The organism is Pluralibacter sp., assembly GCF_019237635.1.
Taxonomy (GTDB): Bacteria; Pseudomonadota; Gammaproteobacteria; order Enterobacterales; family Enterobacteriaceae; genus Enterobacter_B.
The window spans coordinates 1-17,182 of sequence record NZ_JAFAGS010000060.1 but is presented as its reverse complement, the minus strand read 5'-3'; the positions used below and the strand labels follow the sequence as shown (position 1 = coordinate 17,182).

Annotated in this window: 20 protein-coding genes, 1 tRNA gene and 2 pseudogenes; 1 reads left to right on the top strand and 22 read right to left on the bottom strand. The window is 53.9% G+C overall.

Going from position 1 to position 17,182, the window contains the following annotated elements; translation table 11 throughout:
• Positions 1-51 precede the first annotated feature (51 nt).
• Positions 52-127, top strand: a tRNA-Asn gene (locus tag JO226_RS07330).
• A gap of 64 nt (positions 128-191) precedes the next feature.
• Here JO226_RS07330 and JO226_RS07325 read toward each other — a convergent pair.
• The 22 genes and pseudogenes from JO226_RS07325 to JO226_RS07225 all read right to left on the bottom strand — a co-directional run.
• The gene (locus JO226_RS07325; RefSeq protein WP_293545254.1) at positions 192-524 is read right to left on the bottom strand and encodes a type II toxin-antitoxin system PemK/MazF family toxin; all 333 of its coding nucleotides are present in this window, start codon (positions 522-524) and stop codon (positions 192-194) included.
• A complete protein-coding gene (locus JO226_RS07320; RefSeq protein WP_293545251.1) occupies positions 525-782 on the bottom strand; it encodes an antitoxin in 258 nt (85 codons plus the stop codon).
• A gap of 348 nt (positions 783-1,130) precedes the next feature.
• Positions 1,131-1,309: pseudogene (locus JO226_RS07315) on the bottom strand (helix-turn-helix domain-containing protein).
• 4 nt (positions 1,310-1,313) lie between these two features.
• Positions 1,314-1,775 (bottom strand): hypothetical protein, encoded by a 462-nt coding sequence (locus JO226_RS07310; protein WP_293545248.1) that lies wholly within the window; start codon positions 1,773-1,775, stop codon positions 1,314-1,316.
• A gap of 35 nt (positions 1,776-1,810) precedes the next feature.
• Positions 1,811-1,984 (bottom strand): annotated as a pseudogene (locus JO226_RS23310) (hypothetical protein); the annotation flags it as partial.
• A gap of 245 nt (positions 1,985-2,229) precedes the next feature.
• Positions 2,230-4,404, bottom strand: coding sequence for a hypothetical protein (locus tag JO226_RS07305; protein ID WP_293545246.1), 2,175 nt, complete (start codon positions 4,402-4,404; stop codon positions 2,230-2,232).
• A gap of 410 nt (positions 4,405-4,814) precedes the next feature.
• Complete coding sequence (gene cobT, locus JO226_RS07300; protein WP_293545245.1) at positions 4,815-5,870, bottom strand: nicotinate-nucleotide--dimethylbenzimidazole phosphoribosyltransferase; 1,056 nt, start codon at positions 5,868-5,870, stop codon at positions 4,815-4,817.
• An 11-nt stretch (positions 5,871-5,881) separates the two neighbouring features.
• Complete coding sequence (locus JO226_RS07295) at positions 5,882-6,490, bottom strand: adenosylcobalamin/alpha-ribazole phosphatase (protein WP_293545243.1); 609 nt, start codon at positions 6,488-6,490, stop codon at positions 5,882-5,884.
• Between the two features lie 3 nt (positions 6,491-6,493).
• Positions 6,494-7,252 (bottom strand): adenosylcobinamide-GDP ribazoletransferase, encoded by a 759-nt coding sequence (gene cobS, locus JO226_RS07290; protein WP_293545241.1) that lies wholly within the window; start codon positions 7,250-7,252, stop codon positions 6,494-6,496.
• A complete protein-coding gene (cobU, locus tag JO226_RS07285; RefSeq protein ID WP_293545238.1) occupies positions 7,243-7,794 on the bottom strand; it encodes a bifunctional adenosylcobinamide kinase/adenosylcobinamide-phosphate guanylyltransferase in 552 nt (183 codons plus the stop codon). The genes cobS and cobU overlap by 10 nt, the downstream gene beginning before the upstream one ends.
• Positions 7,791-9,314 carry a cobyric acid synthase gene (locus JO226_RS07280; RefSeq protein WP_293545235.1) on the bottom strand — a complete coding sequence of 508 codons (1,524 nt, stop codon included), beginning with the start codon at positions 9,312-9,314 and terminating at the stop codon, positions 7,791-7,793. Before JO226_RS07280 ends, cobU begins: the two co-directional genes overlap by 4 nt.
• Positions 9,311-10,129 (bottom strand): energy-coupling factor ABC transporter ATP-binding protein, encoded by an 819-nt coding sequence (locus tag JO226_RS07275; protein WP_293545233.1) that lies wholly within the window; start codon positions 10,127-10,129, stop codon positions 9,311-9,313. The genes JO226_RS07280 and JO226_RS07275 overlap by 4 nt, the downstream gene beginning before the upstream one ends.
• 11 nt (positions 10,130-10,140) lie before the next feature.
• On the bottom strand, positions 10,141-10,818 hold the full coding sequence (locus tag JO226_RS07270; protein WP_293545255.1) for an energy-coupling factor ABC transporter transmembrane protein: 678 nt from the start codon (positions 10,816-10,818) through the stop codon (positions 10,141-10,143).
• Positions 10,805-11,086: an energy-coupling factor ABC transporter substrate-binding protein gene (locus JO226_RS07265; RefSeq protein ID WP_293545230.1), complete on the bottom strand. Its 282-nt coding sequence runs from the start codon at positions 11,084-11,086 to the stop codon at positions 10,805-10,807. The genes JO226_RS07270 and JO226_RS07265 overlap by 14 nt, the downstream gene beginning before the upstream one ends.
• Before the next feature lies 1 nt (position 11,087).
• Positions 11,088-11,825, bottom strand: a complete 738-nt coding sequence (gene cbiM / locus JO226_RS07260; RefSeq protein WP_293545227.1) for a cobalt ECF transporter S component CbiM — start codon at positions 11,823-11,825, stop codon at positions 11,088-11,090.
• Positions 11,822-12,535, bottom strand: coding sequence for a cobalt-factor II C(20)-methyltransferase (locus JO226_RS07255; RefSeq protein WP_293545224.1), 714 nt, complete (start codon positions 12,533-12,535; stop codon positions 11,822-11,824). The genes cbiM and JO226_RS07255 overlap by 4 nt, the downstream gene beginning before the upstream one ends.
• Positions 12,532-13,326, bottom strand: a complete 795-nt coding sequence (locus JO226_RS07250) for a sirohydrochlorin cobaltochelatase (protein WP_293545222.1) — start codon at positions 13,324-13,326, stop codon at positions 12,532-12,534. The genes JO226_RS07255 and JO226_RS07250 overlap by 4 nt, the downstream gene beginning before the upstream one ends.
• 10 nt (positions 13,327-13,336) lie before the next feature.
• Positions 13,337-14,122, bottom strand: coding sequence for a cobalt-precorrin-6A reductase (locus tag JO226_RS07245; RefSeq protein ID WP_293545220.1), 786 nt, complete (start codon positions 14,120-14,122; stop codon positions 13,337-13,339).
• On the bottom strand, positions 14,119-14,844 hold the full coding sequence (locus JO226_RS07240; RefSeq protein WP_293545217.1) for a precorrin-3B C(17)-methyltransferase: 726 nt from the start codon (positions 14,842-14,844) through the stop codon (positions 14,119-14,121). Before JO226_RS07240 ends, JO226_RS07245 begins: the two co-directional genes overlap by 4 nt.
• Positions 14,844-15,899 carry a cobalt-precorrin 5A hydrolase gene (gene cbiG, locus JO226_RS07235; protein ID WP_293545215.1) on the bottom strand — a complete coding sequence of 352 codons (1,056 nt, stop codon included), beginning with the start codon at positions 15,897-15,899 and terminating at the stop codon, positions 14,844-14,846. Before cbiG ends, JO226_RS07240 begins: the two co-directional genes overlap by 1 nt.
• Positions 15,880-16,653 (bottom strand): cobalt-precorrin-4 methyltransferase, encoded by a 774-nt coding sequence (locus tag JO226_RS07230; protein WP_293545212.1) that lies wholly within the window; start codon positions 16,651-16,653, stop codon positions 15,880-15,882. The genes cbiG and JO226_RS07230 overlap by 20 nt, the downstream gene beginning before the upstream one ends.
• On the bottom strand, positions 16,646-17,182 hold a 537-nt coding region (locus tag JO226_RS07225), incomplete at its 5' end, for a decarboxylating cobalt-precorrin-6B (C(15))-methyltransferase (RefSeq protein ID WP_293545209.1). The genes JO226_RS07230 and JO226_RS07225, both read right to left, overlap by 8 nt.

Here is a 17,182-nt window from a genome sequence, read left to right as displayed (position 1 = left end):
AGTGTTGACACAAAAAACGACGGCCAGTAGTATTCGCCTCGTTCACACGATTCCTCTGTAGTTCAGTCGGTAGAACGGCGGACTGTTAATCCGTATGTCACTGGTTCGAGTCCAGTCAGAGGAGCCAAATTTAGAAAAGCCTGCTTTCGAGCAGGCTTTTTGCTTTTCTGTATTCCGGAATGCAATGACCGTCAGGTCAGAATCGTCGCCAGTCTTGCCAGCACATCGTTGATGATACTGTCAGGTAGACATTCCAGTCGCTTACCATTCCTGGCCGCCATATCAATCGTTCTCGGTTGATCACAGCGAATCACGCCCGTCGTTTTCGTTCCCGCCCCATCCAGCGACACGGCGAACCCAGCAGTACGGGCAAAGTGTCCGCCATTTGTTATCGGAAGCACCACGGGTAATCGCGTGATTCGGTTAAAGGCTGCCGGAGAAACAATAAGCACTGGGCGTTTCCCGCTTTGTTCATGTCCGGCAGTCGGATCAAGGGATACGAGCCAGATTTCCCCTCTGTCCATTTACAGGAGCTCCTTGCCTACCGCAGGCGCATCAATCCATTCCCGATCTTCTTCGCTTAGTTCGGCGTGCGGTTCGCACTGCACCAGCAGTTCCTCAAGCGAATAATGGGGCTTTTTCTGGGGTTCAATAATCAAGCAGCCATTATCAATGGTCATGCCCACCTCGCTGTCTGTCGACAGCGCCAGCGTTTTCAGCACGGCAGGAGGGACCGCCAGCATGACGGATCCGCCGACCTTTTTCAGGCGAGTGATATACATAGAGCACCTCCGAATATTATATTTTAATATAACATCAACAGCGAGCGGTGCGCAATTTTCAGACAGATTCATTGTGGTTTCCTTAGTTTGACTCAGCGTGAAGAAGGCCTTAATCCATCCGAAGACAGATCCGACAGTTTTCAACGGCGGCATTGCCGGTAAAAAGACGTCCCTTCGGATACATCAGGCGCTTCTCTCAGGTCGTGAAGCATTTCATGCAGGCGGGAGCTTACTTCGCGGCAGCGCAGGCTGATTAGAGAAAACTATTTTTGCAGTTCAAAGGATTATTTCGAATCAGATAAACAAAATGCGGCGCAGGTTCCGGATCGGGCCTACGCCGGGGGGATATCAACAATAGCGCGAAGGCCAAATTTGTTCAGACGCAATGCCCAGCGCTTTAGCAATCAACCTTCCACCTTTGGGCCAGCGCCTTAAAGCGTATTCGCTAACGCAGGAGGCACCAGTCAGGCCTTGTAGGAAAAGATGTCGAGTGACGAGCCTTTTTCCTTTAATCTGACCCATCTGATCGCATCATAACATCACTTCCTCAATCAACCTCACGCCCTCGGTGCTGCGTATCCAGCGTGGGGCGTTGATTTCCGCTGCGAAATATTCCACCAGTTCGGATAACAACCAGTTAAGCATATCCTCCAGTTGCGGCGGAAATGTCCGGCAAAGCAGGAGCTGCGCCAGCGTCTGGCAGTAATCGCACAGCGTATTCGCGTCGGGCGCAAAGCGGGGAAACGTCGCGGGCAGCGTGCCCACGGTCAGGCTGTCCATCAGGTGTGGCGGGATGGGGTCGAACAGACCGGGTTTGAGCAGCGCGAGCGCGGCGGCCAGTCGTCCGCAGAATGCCATGTGCAGCACCGGATCGTCGCACTCCGCCAGGGCAAGCGCGAGTTTGTCGCAGTGGGCGGCGAGGACGGTGAAATCGGTGTCAGCGCTGAAAGGGACGGAGAGTAGTGGGTGTGTCGGGTTGAGGGTTGTAGCCATAAGGCAGCCTCCAGTGAGACAAAATCATTCCCACCACCAGAGGTTCCAATCTCATGGGTGGTGGAACCGAACGGGGTTGGAACTACCGGCCTCACTGACACCGGCGCGCTTTGCAGCGCCCCCGCCCGGCCCCACCATTGAGATGTAGCAGAGCGCACGACACAAAAAAAAGCGCAGACGCGCCTTGTGTCGCCAGTGAAGTCGTTCAGGGTTCCAATCCCGGCACCTGATTTTGCAGATGCGGGTGAAAGATACCGCTTTCAGTCGAAAACGGCAAGGGGAAGTCGTGGAATACAGATCGCAGATTGTTATAAAAATAAACATTAAATATTACACTCGGGATTTGATTAAACATGAAGTTAAATCAGGCAGCACATCCCAGCCAGTTTACGAACTGAGGATACAAGAAAAACACTAACGGAGTTAGTTCTAACCACGCGAAAAGAGCTTTCGGTTAATTACCTAGCATATCTATTTTGCAGTAGTTTTTTTCGGATAAGGTGGCTATTTTATCTAATTCAAATGCATATGTTTTAAATGCCATTGTATATGAACGTAGTGGATAACCATAAAAAATCTCAGTTTTGCTTTTCTCAAAATCAGAAGTAATAAACTCACCGCTAAGGAATTTAACTAAGTCAGTAGGTTTAAATGTCTCACATTCCCAGCAACGATAAACATCATCAGCAACACTAATTCTCCCTGTCTCTAAAAAACCGATTAACTCATTAGCATGCAGCACCTTAATATTGTCATGCTGTAAACCAGATAACGCACGATTTGCATTAATAATTGCATAATGAATTTCCTTAACCAATTCAAGATCAATATTCAGGTTTTTCAAAAACTGCCTAAAATGATGTTTGTCAGAAAGAATTCTTTTAAATTTATTTATCTGTGAAAATCCTTTTTTGATATGACTATACGTATTTCTTAATTCAAAATCATTCACGGGGTGAAAAGGATTCTTGCACTCAAAAAGAAACAGATATCCATCCAGAAATGCAACAACATCAACTTCATCTTTACTATAATTGAAATCTATATTCACTTTAAATCCTTTGGATTTAAAGGCATTATTGACATTCCTAATCATATAATCCCGACATTCGAAAGTTGATAAATGGATTTTTTCACTATGCGCAAAAGATCGTATAAGGTTTGAACATGCAAAAACAGTTGGCAAAATTAAACTACTTTCTCCCATCTTTATAATTGGCTGGTATTGAATGTCAATAACATCACTTTTACTAGAAAAAATAGTGCTAATCTTTCCAATTAAATCTAAGCAGTCTTCACGTGAGCATCCGCATATTTTTTGAAAAATAACAGATAACTCATCTGTTTTAAAAACAGGTAAAACAGAGCGTTTACGTATTAGATATGCTTCAAGAGGTTCATCAATAGTGAGTTTTTTATAAACCTTATGATAAATATAGCTGACATAGTTAAAAAATCTTTGAATTTTAATTATGTCGAACACAGTAAATTGTTTATATAGTTTTTTATTTAAGAAGTCATTATTGTAATTCTCAGCAGTTAATATCTCGAGCATGACGATTTCTTCAAGAAACATTTTTTTGTTGCTGAAAATATTAATCTCTTCGGCATAAGATAGAAATGTGACGAGGAGACGTATTCTTTTGATAGGGAACTCAGACACTTCATAAATATAACTCTTTTCAGACCTCTCGTCAGCAGCCCAAAATTGGTCCATGAAATCATAGAACTTTACCACACGTGCATATTCTTCACTGTTGTAGAATTGAAATTGCTGTGCTTGCCACCTAAGTTCTGTTTTAGTATATCCTTGGCATTTAGCTGTTTCAAAATCCTCATTGTGGATAATGATAGTTTTTGCATTTTTATCAAGGGAAGCAGAATATCCGAAAAAATCTACATTAATTTCCGATTCATTATATCTTTGGATATGATGTGCATAATAAAAATAAGTTTCAAAAACTTCATCACTAATTTTCTCGTCAATATATACTGTTTTTAAAGAATCTGGAAATTCCTGTACTTCTTTATATATTTGAAGAATATATGAGATTGAAGACAGTATTTCTTCCTTACTAGAAAAATACAATCTCTCGCGAAATGAAGTATCTTCCGTTATCTCTACCTTATTAACGTCATGGTATCTAATTTCAGCTAAACAAAGTGCCGTTTTCAGAAAGAAAGGCCTTGACTTAATAAATGATATTATTTTTATCCTCATACTTAAAATGTCAGAAGCTAATAGCAACAAGCCATTCACAGATTTAATATAATCTAGCATATCGTTAGAAAAAAAATTTCTGGCATAAAGATCATTTATCACCTCCATTAATAGCTTTGTTTGATAGCTGTACTTTGAAGCACGGAATGCTCCTTTTTCTTTGATAACATCAAGGGGGTTATCAAAGTCACACATAAATATTATTCTTGCTAGCCCAAAAGATTTTTTGTAATTTTTACTATTAATACTATCCATCAACATTAATACTGCGGATTCTATCAACTTATCCTTTTCTTTTTTCCCATGTGGTAATAGTGCATTAACACTAGAAATTTCTTGAAAAATCTCATCATTATCTATGTTTTTTAAATATAAACATTTAACTTTCTTAAGAATAAAGTCAATCATTTAAACACCCTTATAATTTCACTTCATTGATACTGAATAAAAACGCTTTATAAAAATAATTTCACAACATATTCTGAAAACCATCGCATAGTCAAAAAAATGTTTTATCAGCAAGAATAAAATCCCATCAAGGCGGTAATCAGGACTTTCCCCCCTCTTTACTTACAGACTGCTCCAGATGAGGGCGACGTTCTGTTCCAAGGTTAAAATAGCGTAATCCGTCAAGCTCACAGATAAGCGCCAAGGTAGGTTGCGCAGCCTGAGTCAGAGTATCGTTAAGCCAAGTCGAAAGCATAAAAAAGCCCCATCAGATAAGTGATGAGGCTATTGTCGTCTACTCACCGGATCGTTCAACCGATCATTTCGCTTAACAGATCGGTGTTAGCCTTGGCGGGTTTTTTGCTTTTCTGTCACGCCGGAACCGGCAAGCGAATACCGCTTTGCGCTAGCAGTCCCATCTCGCAAGACATCGCGCATGCCGCACTGACGATTGACATTGCCAACGCGGCGCCGCTCCCTTCGCCAAGACGCAGATCAAGATAGATAAACGGCTCCAGCCCAAGGTGCTCCAGCGCCCGTTTAGCCCCCTTCTCTGCCGAAAAATGGGACGGAATACAGTAGTTTTTCACTTCCGGTGCAATCTGGCAGGCGGCAATTGCCGCGGCATACGAGAGGAAACCGTCTAAAACCACGGGCAGTCCGCATTCGCCAGCACCGAGTATCACCCCGGTCATGCCCACCAGATCATACCCGCCGACCTTAGCCAGAACATCAACCGCATCGCGCGCATCCGGTTTGTTAATGCGTATGGCCTGCCGGACAATGGATTCCTTATGCTGTACGCGGTCCTGCGGCAAATTGGCCCCAATACCCACCACATCATGCGGGTCACAGTCGGTCAGCACGCTGATTATCGCCGACGCGGGTGTCGTATTGGCAATGCCAAGCTCGCCGACGCCAAAGACAGAGATCCCTTCCTGCGCACGTTTTTTAACCAGACCGGCGCTCGCCAGCAGCAGATGTTCGGCCTCCTGACGGGTCATCGCCGGTCCCTGGGCGATATTTCCGCAGCCACGGGACAGTTTAAGGCTGAGCATATTGTCGATGGGTTCACCATCAATGCCGATATCGACAGGCAGTACGGATGTCTGGCTATTGCGGGCCAGCACGCAGACCCCGGTCAGCCCTTTTTGCATATTAACGGCCTGAATCCAGGTCACGTCTTGCGGCGTCGCCGCCACACCCTCGTCAAACACGCCATGGTCGGCGCACATGACAATAATCTCTTTTTGCAGATTATTGAGCTGGTCGATGCCCCACATCCCCGACAGCTGTATTGCCAGGCTCTCCAGCCGACCGAGGCTGTTGGTCGGCTTCACTAAACCATCAATATGCCGGGAGGCCGCCTGCATTTTTTGCTTATCAAGTGGTCTGATGGCCGCCACCAGCTCCGTCAATGTCCCCATCCTCGTTACCCTCACTCTTCAGTTTGCCAAACGCTTCTGCCATTAAATACGCGTAACACCCAAAATCCGCCCCGATTCTCTACGACTGTGTAGGCATCATGCCTGAAAGGGAAATGCCACATTGCCTCAACAGGCATCCCTAACCAGGTCGCCAGCAACAGGCTCAACACGCCCTGATGCGCCACAATCAGCGTGTCTGCGCCCTCTGGCTGTTTACCTGTCTCATCCGCAGCCTGCCTGACGCGCGCGGCAAAGTGAGAGAACGCTTCTCCGCCGTCCGGCGTGGCGTTTTGCCAGTCATCCATCCAGCGCTGCCACGACTGTGGGCTCTCTTTTGCAATGTCGCTGAAATGCCGCATTTCCCATTCGCCAAAATCCAGTTCATTGAGGCGCGAATCAACCTGGAAGCCATCTGCCGCCGGGACGATAAGCCGCGCTGTTTGCTGCGAGCGCTGCAGCTCGCTTACGAAAATCTGCCCAAAAGAAACCCCGGCCAGATATCCGGCAACGCGCTGACTTTGCGCAATCCCCTGCGGCGATAGCGATAAATCGGTGCTTCCGTAAAACACGCCGCTAATGTTGGCCGTTGTTTGGCCATGCCGAACCAGAAATAATCGCATAAATCAGACCCACAAAAGTGCCAGCAGAAAGGTCATTTCCCCGATCTCTTCCATTGCGCCCAGGGTATCCCCCGTCAGCCCTTTCAGTCGACGGCTTAAAAAGGACTTCACGGCGTTGACGACGAGCCAGGTGATGATGCTGGCGATAAGCCCGTGCATCCCCGCCATGCTCCCCACGAGCGCCATCCCGATGCAGGCGGTGATAACGACTTCTTTGCCGCTAATGTGACCGAGATAGGCGTTTGCCATCCCCGCGCCCTCGCGCGCATAGCGCTGTCGGTACATGGCCAGCACCATGCCCGTACGCCCGACAATCGGCGCGCACACCAGCAGCGCAAACAGGGTATTGACCGGCAGATGCGCCAAGGTTACCACCGTAACGACTTTGATAAGGATACAGAATACGATAGCCAGACCGCCGTACGTCCCCAGCCGACTATCGCGCATAATCTCCAGCATACGTTCGCGGGTTCGCGCGGAAAAAACACCATCACAGGTGTCCGCCAGACCGTCAAGGTGAAACCCGCCGGTCAGCAGCACCAGCGCCAGTACCCAGGCGACCGCACCAATATAAACGCCCCCGCCGGTCTGGCTCACCGCCAGATAGCCTGACGCGGCCAGTACGCCCACGATCAGCCCGACCACCGGGAACCAGGGGACGCCACGACCATACTGCGAAAATTCAACGCCATCGCTCCATTTTTCCGGTACCGGAATGCGGGTGATGAACCGCAGCGTCGCCCACAACATTTTTAACGGCATTTAATCTTCACCCCAATACCAGAAACGACCAGCCACACGTCCTGCGCTGCCTGTGCCAGCTTTTGATTCGCCCGCCCGGAAATATCAACAAAATGACGCGCCAGCCGATTTTCCGGCGTAACGCTCATCCCCAGCTCATTCGTCACAATATAGACAGGCGCCGCCGACTGCTGGCATGCCGCAATCAGGTCATCCACCTGCTGTTGCAACACCTCTTCAAGCGCAGAGAAATCGAGCGTGTCCGGCGAAGCGCCGCCGCTGGCCTCATAGAGCAGGTTTGCCAGCATGGTGGTGATGCACTCCAGCACGACGCCTTCCCCAGGCTGTACCTGGTGGCGAATAACGTCGCCCAGACCGCGATACCCTTCCCAGGTCCGCCAGTGCGGCGGTCGCTGAGCGCGATGCTTGTCGACACGCAGCGCCATTTCGTCATCCGTGATAACGGACGTCGCAATATACAGAACGCGTTCACACTGCTGAGCCGCCAGCTGTTCGACGTGCGCGCTTTTCCCGCTGCGCGCGCCCCCGGTGACTAAAATCATGCCACTTCCTCCTGATGCTCCTGCATTATTTTATAAATTTTTTGAATATCAATATGATCTCTCATGGCGCTTGCTAATATATCAAACTGTTGAGCCTTCCAGGCCGCATAATCCACCGCCACATCCAGCGGCGCTAATCCTTTGCGCTGACGTAAACCATCGATCATGGCGCGTGTGAAAATATCGTTATCGAACAGGCCATGGAGATACGTCCCGATGACCTGCCCGTCATCGCTGATGGCGCCGTCCGCTATGCGCTCGCCATTTTTTTCCAGAAACAACGCCGGGCGACAGCCGGATGCCAGCTGCGTCTCGCCCATATGTATCTCATAACCTTGCACGACGGTGCCTGATGCCGCATTCAGCCACTCCGGCAGCGATACCACCATCTGCGCTGAGACCTGCGTCGTGGTTTTATGCTGCGCGAAATGGGTCACAGTATTGAGCAGCCCCAGACCAGGCTGCGTCCCCAGCCCCGACTCCACCTCATCAATAATGGTTTCGCCCAGCATCTGATAGCCGCCGCAAATCCCCACGATGGGCACGTCCTGACGATGGGCCTGCAGCACGGCATGCGCCATACCGCTTTCCCGCAGCCAGACCAGATCGCCCAGCGTATTTTTACTGCCCGGCAAGATAACCAGGTCAGCGCCCACCAGCTCTTGCGGGTGACGAACATAGCGCACGCGGACATCCGGCTGCGCCGCCAGGGCATTAAAATCGGTGAAATTGGAGATATGCGGTACCTGCACCACGGCAATATCGATATCGCGCTGCGCGGTTCGCCGATATTTCCCTTTTTGCAGCGCCACGCCGTCTTCGTCTTCCAGATCGACATCCAGCCACGGCATCACCCCCAGCACCGGTACGCCGGTCAGGTTTTCAATCTGCTCGATACCGGAATACAGCAGCGCCACATCGCCGCGGAATTTATTGATGATCACGCCTTTTACCCGCGCCCGCTCACTGTCGTGCAGGAGCGCCAGCGTGCCGTAGATAGACGCAAATACGCCGCCTCTGTCGATATCCGCCACGAGGATCACCGGGCACTGCGCCATCTCCGCCATCCCCATGTTGACAATATCGCGATCGCGCAGGTTGATCTCCGCCGGGCTGCCCGCGCCCTCCAGCACCAGCACATCGTACTGCTGGGCCAGGCTGCGGTAGACCGCCTGAATCTGCTCGCGCAGACGCGGTTTATACTCGTGATAGCTGACGGCGTCCATATCGGTCGCCACCTGCCCCATCAGCACGACCTGCGCTTTGCGATCGCTGGTCGGCTTTAACAGCACCGGGTTCATCCGCACGTCCGGCGTAATTCCCGCCGCTTGCGCCTGGAAAATCTGCGCACGACCCATCTCTTTGCCATCGGGCGTGATGCCGGAATTGAGCGCCATGTTCTGCGACTTAAACGGCGCGGTCCGCAGGCCATCCTGATAAAAAATACGGCACAGTCCCGCCACCAGCACGCTTTTGCCGACGTCAGACGCTGTTCCCTGCAACATGATTGCCTGCGTCATGAGGCCTCCTTTATTACGTTTTCTTGTCGCATACGGCTGAAAAATTCATCTTCTGTTTTGCATAACGGCAGCCCCAGCTGCGCATGCAGTTTAACCAGCCAGGGTTGTGTTAACCCGGCCTGTTCAATCAGTTCAGTACGGGCGAAAACCTCGCCCGGCGCGCCGTGCGCCAGCACTTCGCCATGATGCAGGACGTAAACGGCATCGCTGACTTCGTAAATCAGGTCGATATCATGGCTGGAGATCACCACATGGTTCCCCTGCGCCACAATTCGCTTGATTACCTCAATCATCTGCGTGCGCCCGGAAGGGTCGAGACCTGCTGTTGGCTCATCCAGCAAGAGATATTTCGCCCGCAGCACTAACGCCCCGGCGATAGCCACCCGTTTTTTCTGTCCGTGGCTCAGGCACTGGATCGGCTGTTGGCGAAAGTGCTGCGCGTCGACCAGCGTCAGCGCATCGTCGATACGCCGGGCGATTTCCGGCTCCGCCACGCCCAGGTTGCGCAGACTGAAGGCGATATCGCTGTCGATATCGGTATAAAAGATTTGCTGATCGGGGTCCTGAAACACCGTCGCCACCTGTTGACGTAACGCCAACAGGCCGCGTTTGCTGTAATCCAGCGGTTTTCCCTGCCACAACACCGCCCCCTGCTGCGGCCGTAGCAATCCGCTCAGGTTCATAAACAGCGTGGATTTCCCGCAGCCGTTGGCTCCTACCAGCCCGGTAACGGCGTGCGGCGTAAAGTCCAGCGTTAACCCTTTAAGAACCTGCGCCTCCTGATAGCGAAACCAGAGATCGACGGTAGCAAGCATGGTGCGATTCCTTACAGGTGAAAATCACCCTGATACAGTTTGATATCAAGCACAGTGGCCATCTGCTGATAGCGGATCAGCACCCGGGTAAACAGCAATCCAACCAGCATCGCCAAAGAGCGGTAGCCTTTCGGCAGGCTACGATAACCAAAACGCAGCGTCTGCGCGCGGTGAATAGCCAGCGCTTCGTCTAACAGAATAAAAATAAAGCGCCAGGTCAGCAGAATTTGTTCGGTAAGCAGTCGCGGCACGCGCGCCCGCTTGAGCAGCACAATCAGCTGCGGAAACGGCAAGTTCAGCACCAGCCAGAACGTCGCCGCCAGCGCGGCCAGGCTGCGCCAGAAAGTTTCATTGGCGGTAACCAGCCCTGAGGAGGTGATCCCCAACCAGTAGCGCCCAATCGGAACACTCGCTGCCAGCGTATGCGGGTCGCGGCTGACGCTAAAGAGAATCGTCAGCACCCCGACTAACAGGAAACCAAACGGCAGCGCCATCCAGCGACACCAGCGCCAGAAGGTGATACGCAGCAGCCAGCAGGTCAGCGCGGCGGTCAGCGCCAGCTCAATACCCTGCCCTAACGGCGGCAGGGTAAACGCCAGGGTCATCAATAGCAGCCAGAGCAGAAATTTGCGCTCTGGTGCGACGTGAAACCAGCGGCTCTGGTAGCTAAGCCTGTCAAGCCCGGTCATCACGGCGCTGTCTACCTTTGGTGTAGCCCAGAATATAGAAAATCACCGCGGCGCCCAGCGACCCCTGTAGCGTAAACAGCAGACTTTCAATTTCACCACTGGCGGGTTCATACAGCGGCGTGAACCACGGCTTGTAATGCGGCGCCACCACCTGGATCTGACTTTCGGCTTCTCCATCCGAGCCGCCAAACTCACCGCCATGATCAATAAAGAACGGCAAGATAACCAGGGCAATCACCATCGCCAACAGTATCAGCATCTTTTTCATTTCAGTGTCCTTGTGCGGTAATTAGTTGGCGTTTGGTCAACTGGTCGTAGATCATCACGGTCAACAGCCCCTCGGCGATAGCAATGGGGATCTGCGTCAGGCAGAAAATACCCATGAACTTCACGATAGAGCCCGTGGCACCTGCCGTCGGATCCGGGAAAGCCACACCCAGCTGCACCGACGTGACAAAATAGGTCACTAAATCCGCCAGCATGGCGCACAGGAATACCCCGACATCACGACGGATCCCGGCGCGGCAGGCCATTTTCCACACCATATACCCGACGACCGGACCAATCACCGCCATCGACATGCCGTTCGCGCCAAGCGTCGTTAACCCGCCATGCGCCAGCAGTAGCGCCTGAAACAGCAGCACGATGGCGCCGAGGATGGCGACAACGCCAGGCCCAAACAGGATAACCGCCAGCCCCACGCCGGTGGGATGCGAACAGCTGCCGGTTACCGATGGGATCTTCAGCGCCGACAGCACGAAAATAAACGCCCCGCACAGCGCCAGCAGGACTTTCTGGTGGCTGTCCTCCTGCACGATGCGGCGCAGGCGCACCAGCCCGTACCACAGACACGGTAAAAAGAGCAGCCACCACGCCAGCGCCCACATCGGTGGTAAAAATCCCTCCATGATGTGCATCGCGAATGCTTGCTCCGGCACCACCATCAGCAATAGCGCCGCCGCCAGGCCGCTGAATGACAGCCGTTTCAGCTGTTGTTCGAGTTTCATTGGGCATACTCCCACTGTTTGTTGACCAGAATGGTCGAGAAATACGGTAACGGTTGGTCGTCTTCAACCTCATTGAGATGCCGCCAGCACTGCTCGCCGGGGAGCGTGGCTTCGGACATCATCAGCGCGCAGTCCAGTAACCCGGCCTCTCCCAGCAGCGCTTTGATACGCGCAAAACGGCCATAGACCTTCATCAATACCAGGCTATCGTGTTGTTGTAGCGCCTGTGCGATTTCCGCTTCCGGCGCGGTACAGGCGATCACCGCCAGCGACTGCTGCTCCATCGCCAGCGGCGTTTTAGAACGGGCGGCGATGGCGGCAAAGGAGGTCACGCCGGGGACAATTTCCAGCCAGTCCGGACTGCCGATACGCTGAAGTAAGAACACCCAGGTGCTGAACAGCATGGCGTCGCCGAGCGTGATAAACCCGACCTGTTTTCCGGCCTTCACCTCGCTGACCAACGCGGCGGCCACCTCGTCCCACACCGCTTCTTTTTCAGCACTGTCGGCGCTCATGGGAAAATGACAGCAGCGGATTTCAGTCTGCTCGCCGACATACTCACGGACAATAGAGAGCGCCAGGCTATCGCCGCCTTTGCGCCCCGCCGGGGCGTAAAGAATATCCAGCGCGCCAAGAATTCGGGACGCGCGAACGGTGATCAGGTCGCTGGCGCCCGGCCCGGTGCTCAGAGCATACAGTTTGCCGCTCATGCCGCTTCCTCCATCGCCACGCTCAGCGCCTGCTGTAAATGGGCGACAAACATCGCGCGAACCGCCGGGTTTTCCCCCAGGCCACTCAACCACGGCGTCGCCGGGATCCCGGCGGCGTTAAATAACGTTTTCCAGGAATCCTCTTCATCAGACGCCATATCGTTGATCGCGTGATCGCCCGCCACCAGCATCAGCGGCATCAGGTGCACGGCGGTGACGCCTTCTTTACGGAGGCTTTCAATCAGGATATCGACCTCCGGATAGCTCTCTACCGCGCCGACGCGGGCCGGGAAGCCCTGCGCCATCATCATGTGGTCAAGGCAGGCATAAGCCGCAAAAGCGTGATGGCTGGCGCCGTGGCCCATAAACACCACTTTTTCCGTTGTCCCGAGTGTTGGCATCTGCTGTTGCAACGCCCGCATCAGCTGCGCGTAATCGTCGTGACTGCTCAGTAGCGGCACACCCAGCGTCAGACGGGCGAACAGCGGGCGCAGACTCTGCACTTCACGGACGATTTTTTCGTATTCATCGCCGTTAATGATGTGCAGAGACTGAATCGCCACATCCTGATATCCCTGATCCGCCAGCTTTTGCAGCGCCTGCAGCGGGGTATCTGTCTCAATGCCATCGCGCCGTTTGAGCTTGCGAATGATCATCCCGGAGGTGAACGCCCGAAACAGGTCGCGGTCGGGGCAACTTGCCGCCAGCGCACGCTCGCAGGCCACAATGTTTTTCTCACAGGTATCGTGATAGCTGGTGCCAAAGCTGACCACCAGAAGCGCTTTTTTCATCTCTTACTCCTTAAGCAGCGGCCAGCCAGCGCGTCAAACGCTCGGCAAATGCGGCCTGACTTTCCAGTAACTCGTCTCCCGTCACCAACGGCGCCGGGCGTGTAATCACGATGCAGGGGATGCCTGCATCCAGACAGGGTTGCACCTTTTCCTGATAACCGCCTTCCGCACCGGAAGCTTTGGTTATCACGACGTCGGCCCGGCACTGACGATAAAACGCGGCGTTAAACTCAGCGCTGAACGGCCCGCACAGAGCGAAGATCTCTGCAACGCCAAAACCGAGACTTGCACACTGTTCAATCACATCGGGCACGGGCAACACGCGAGCCAGCAATGTTTTCTCCGGCAGTCCCGCGCGCCAGCGCGCCAGATCCTTACTGCCGGTGGTCAGCAGCACGCGTTCGCCGAATCGCCGCGCGACATCGCAAGCGGTGTCAATTCCCGGCACGCTGTAGAGCAACGGATGCGTCAGCGTGCTGAGTTGTTCAGGACGCTGATAGCGGCTTAGCAGCACCCCCGCCGTTTCACAGGCCGCCACGATGTTGCGACTCACCATCTCGGCATACGGGTGCGACGCGTCAATCACCCAGCGGGTCGCGTTTTCCGTAAGCCAGGCAACCATCTGTTCCTGCTCCATGCGGCCACAGCGCACCTGTCCTTTAATGCCGCCTGCCAGTCGCTGCCCGGTCGGCGTCGCCACCGACAGGGTATACGCCACATTGGCCGCATCCAGTTGCTGGCAAAGCGCGCGGGCATCGCTGGTGCCGCCCATGACCAGCACCTCGCCGTAGCTCACAGCGCGTAGCCCCGCGGGGTGATCATCAGCCCATCCTGCACGTAAGTGGCCCGGTTGCCGACAATTACCAGGCTGGTCATATCCACCGGTTCAAAATCCATGTCACCCAGCGTGGTCAGCCATTTTTCCTGCTTTTTACGTCCGGCGGACTTCACCACGCCCACCGGCGTTTGCACGTTTTTACTGGCACCGAGCAGCTCAAACGCGCGTGCCAGGTGCCCTTCACGCCCCCGGCTGCGCGGGTTATAGAAACAGATAACAAAGTCCGCTTCTCCGGCGGCAATAATGCGTTTTTCAATGACCGGCCACGGCGTCAGCAGATCGCTTAAGCTGATGTGGCAGAAGTCGTGCATCAACGGCGCGCCGAGCAGTGACGCTGCGGCGATGCTGGCCGTCATGCCGGGAATCAGCCGGACTTCAACCTCCAGCTTCTGTTTGCTGACCAGCTCCAGCACCAGCCCCGCCATGCCATAAATACCGGCATCGCCGCTGCTGATCAGCGCCACGTTGTGCCCGGCCTGCGCCAGTTCAATCGCCGCCTGACAACGTTCAATCTCTTTGCACATGCCGGTTTTGATCACCTGCTTGTCGCCGGTAAAGGCTTTCACCAGATGGGTATAGGTTTTGTAGCCAACAATGATTTCTGCCGCCTGCAGTGCGTCTACGGCTTCCATGGTCATCATGGCCTGCGAGCCAGGGCCAATTCCAATTACGGTTAACATCAGTGTGAAACTCCCAAAGTAATAGTGACGCCCTGTTCACGCAGGGTTTCGCCTAACAGTTGCCCATCGCTCAGCAGCCAGGCTGCCGGGCCGGAGACGCTTCCTACCCCCACGGTTTGACGGACAAACGATGACGCAGGGAAGCGATGTTCGTGCTCGCGCAGCACGTCAGCGGTAAAGGTTTCAAACGGCACGCGCCAACAGGAGGCAAGCTGAATCAACCCCGCTTCATCTTTCTTCAGCGAGACGCTGCCGATCGCTTTCAACGCCAGCGGATCGAACTGTTGGGCTTCAAACTGGCGTGTCAGCAACGCGGTCAGTAGCGGGAACGGCGTATCACGGCGACAGCCAATTCCGGCTACCACGCGCTGGGGCACCAGCTTCCAGTGCGGCACAGGAATGTCAGGTAATTCGTTACGCAACGTGATACACACCAGCGCATCCAGTTCGGGAAGCTGCTGCAAATCAGTCACGGTGATAAATCCCCGGCGATCGCAATGGCTGACGTCATCGTCAAGCCCGGCATCCCACCACAGCCCCACCCGCTGATCGCTGACCAGCATCTGATTGACGCTTTTGACCGCCGCCCGGAAGTCGTTCATCCGGGCATTCAACTGGAACGCAAGAGTATCCAGCGCCGCCATTTCGTTAACGTCAGTGGCAGTGGTGATAACCGGGTCGGCGCCCAGCATGCCCGCCAGAAAGCGGGTTAACGCGTTTGCACCGCCGGCATGCCCTGAGAGCAGGCTGATAACGTGCTGCCCGCGCTCATCGATCACCACCACCGCCGGATCGCTGCATTTGTCGTTGATCAACGGCGCCAGTACGCGCACGGCAATTCCGGTAGCGCCAATAAAAATCAGCGCCGAATAGCTGGCGAATGCGTCGCGGGCCGTCCGGGTAAATCCGCCGTCAAACGGCATAAAACCGTCTTCCAGCAGCTTTTCACTGGTGAAACAGGTTAACGGCAGCATTGCCGCCAGACGTTTCGCCAGCCGCACGCCGCCCGGCGTCAGGCAAAACAGCGCGATAGCGTCAGGCCTTACGGTATTCATGACTAAAATCCGCGGCATAGAGTTTTGAGTAGTGATACTCCCGCCCCAGGAAATTCCCCACCAGAATGAGCGCCGTTTTACGGATCCCCGCATCGCGCACTTTATCTGCGATATCTGCAAGCGTGCCGCGCACGGTCTGGCTTTCCGACCAGGTGGCTTTATAGATAACCGCCACCGGCGTGCTGGCCGGATAGCCGCCCTCAACCAGCCGTTCCGCCACCCGATGAATGCGCTGGACCGAGAGATAAATCGCCATGGACGTCTGATGGCTGGCGAACGACTCCAGCTGTTCACGCTCCGGCACCGGCGTACGGCCTTCAAGGCGGGTGATAATCAGGCTCTGCGAGACTTCCGGAACGGTGTACTCAACGCCGAGTTCTGCCGCCGCACCGAGGAAGGCGCTGACGCCCGGCACCACCTGCCAGGCGATACCGCGTTTGGTCAGCTCTTCGCCCTGTTCACGCACCGAGCCGTAAAGCGAGACATCCCCCGTTTGCAGACGTACCACCGTTTTTCCGGCTTTTACGCCAGTTTCCATCAAATCAAGAATCTGTTCTAAATGGAGTTCCGCGCTGTCGTGGCACTCCGCCCCTTTCGGGCAATATTCCAGCAGTTCGGTATTGATAAGCGAACCAGCATAAATGACCACCTGCGCCTGCTGTAACAACCGGTACCCCTTGAGGGTAATCAGCTCGCGGTCGCCAGGACCGGCGCCGACAAACCACACACAACGGGGATCAAACGTCTCAGACATGGTGTTCTTCCTTCTGACAGGCGATAACAAAAACGGGATTATTCGGTTTGAAATAGTGGCCGCTGCCGAGCGAGGCGAAGGTTGATACCTGCATTTGCAGACAATCCACGTCCTGCACGTCAATCTGCTGTAGATGCGCCAGCGCGGCAGTAAGGTTTTCCATCAGGATAAAGGTCATCACCAGACGACCGCCGGGATGCAGTTGGCGCATGGACCAGTCGATGAGCTGCGTCAGATGACCGCCACTGCCGCCCATAAACACCGCATCGGCTTTTTCAGCCACCGACACCGGCGCGACGCCCGGCAGAATGTCGATGTTGCTACAGGCAAACTGCTGGCGGTTTTCTTCAAGCAGCCGCAGAGCCGCCGGGTTACGCTCGATGGCCGTCACGTGCAGTGAAGGAAATTGCAGCGCGGCTTCAATCGACACGCTCCCGGTCCCCGCCCCAACGTCAATCAGGTGGCGGGCGCGGTGCAGCTCCAGTTTTGCGAGGGCCAGCGCGCGTACGGCTTCTTTGGTCATCGGCAC

Bases quoted from the DNA above. Each gene is read 5' to 3' on its own strand.
- JO226_RS07325 (WP_293545254.1), bottom strand. From the start codon at position 524: ATGGACAGAGGGGAAATCTGGCTCGTATCCCTTGATCCGACTGCCGGA.
- JO226_RS07320 (WP_293545251.1), bottom strand. From the start codon at position 782: ATGTATATCACTCGCCTGAAAAAGGTCGGCGGATCCGTCATGCTGGCG.
- JO226_RS07310 (WP_293545248.1), bottom strand. From the start codon at position 1,775: ATGGCTACAACCCTCAACCCGACACACCCACTACTCTCCGTCCCTTTC.
- JO226_RS07305 (WP_293545246.1), bottom strand. From the start codon at position 4,404: ATGATTGACTTTATTCTTAAGAAAGTTAAATGTTTATATTTAAAAAAC.
- cobT (WP_293545245.1), bottom strand. From the start codon at position 5,870: ATGGGGACATTGACGGAGCTGGTGGCGGCCATCAGACCACTTGATAAG.
- JO226_RS07295 (WP_293545243.1), bottom strand. From the start codon at position 6,490: ATGCGATTATTTCTGGTTCGGCATGGCCAAACAACGGCCAACATTAGC.
- cobS (WP_293545241.1), bottom strand. From the start codon at position 7,252: ATGCCGTTAAAAATGTTGTGGGCGACGCTGCGGTTCATCACCCGCATT.
- cobU (WP_293545238.1), bottom strand. From the start codon at position 7,794: ATGATTTTAGTCACCGGGGGCGCGCGCAGCGGGAAAAGCGCGCACGTC.
- JO226_RS07280 (WP_293545235.1), bottom strand. From the start codon at position 9,314: ATGACGCAGGCAATCATGTTGCAGGGAACAGCGTCTGACGTCGGCAAA.
- JO226_RS07275 (WP_293545233.1), bottom strand. From the start codon at position 10,129: ATGCTTGCTACCGTCGATCTCTGGTTTCGCTATCAGGAGGCGCAGGTT.
- JO226_RS07270 (WP_293545255.1), bottom strand. From the start codon at position 10,818: ATGACCGGGCTTGACAGGCTTAGCTACCAGAGCCGCTGGTTTCACGTC.
- JO226_RS07265 (WP_293545230.1), bottom strand. From the start codon at position 11,086: ATGAAAAAGATGCTGATACTGTTGGCGATGGTGATTGCCCTGGTTATC.
- cbiM (WP_293545227.1), bottom strand. From the start codon at position 11,825: ATGAAACTCGAACAACAGCTGAAACGGCTGTCATTCAGCGGCCTGGCG.
- JO226_RS07255 (WP_293545224.1), bottom strand. From the start codon at position 12,535: ATGAGCGGCAAACTGTATGCTCTGAGCACCGGGCCGGGCGCCAGCGAC.
- JO226_RS07250 (WP_293545222.1), bottom strand. From the start codon at position 13,326: ATGAAAAAAGCGCTTCTGGTGGTCAGCTTTGGCACCAGCTATCACGAT.
- JO226_RS07240 (WP_293545217.1), bottom strand. From the start codon at position 14,844: ATGTTAACCGTAATTGGAATTGGCCCTGGCTCGCAGGCCATGATGACC.
- cbiG (WP_293545215.1), bottom strand. From the start codon at position 15,899: ATGAATACCGTAAGGCCTGACGCTATCGCGCTGTTTTGCCTGACGCCG.
- JO226_RS07230 (WP_293545212.1), bottom strand. From the start codon at position 16,653: ATGTCTGAGACGTTTGATCCCCGTTGTGTGTGGTTTGTCGGCGCCGGT.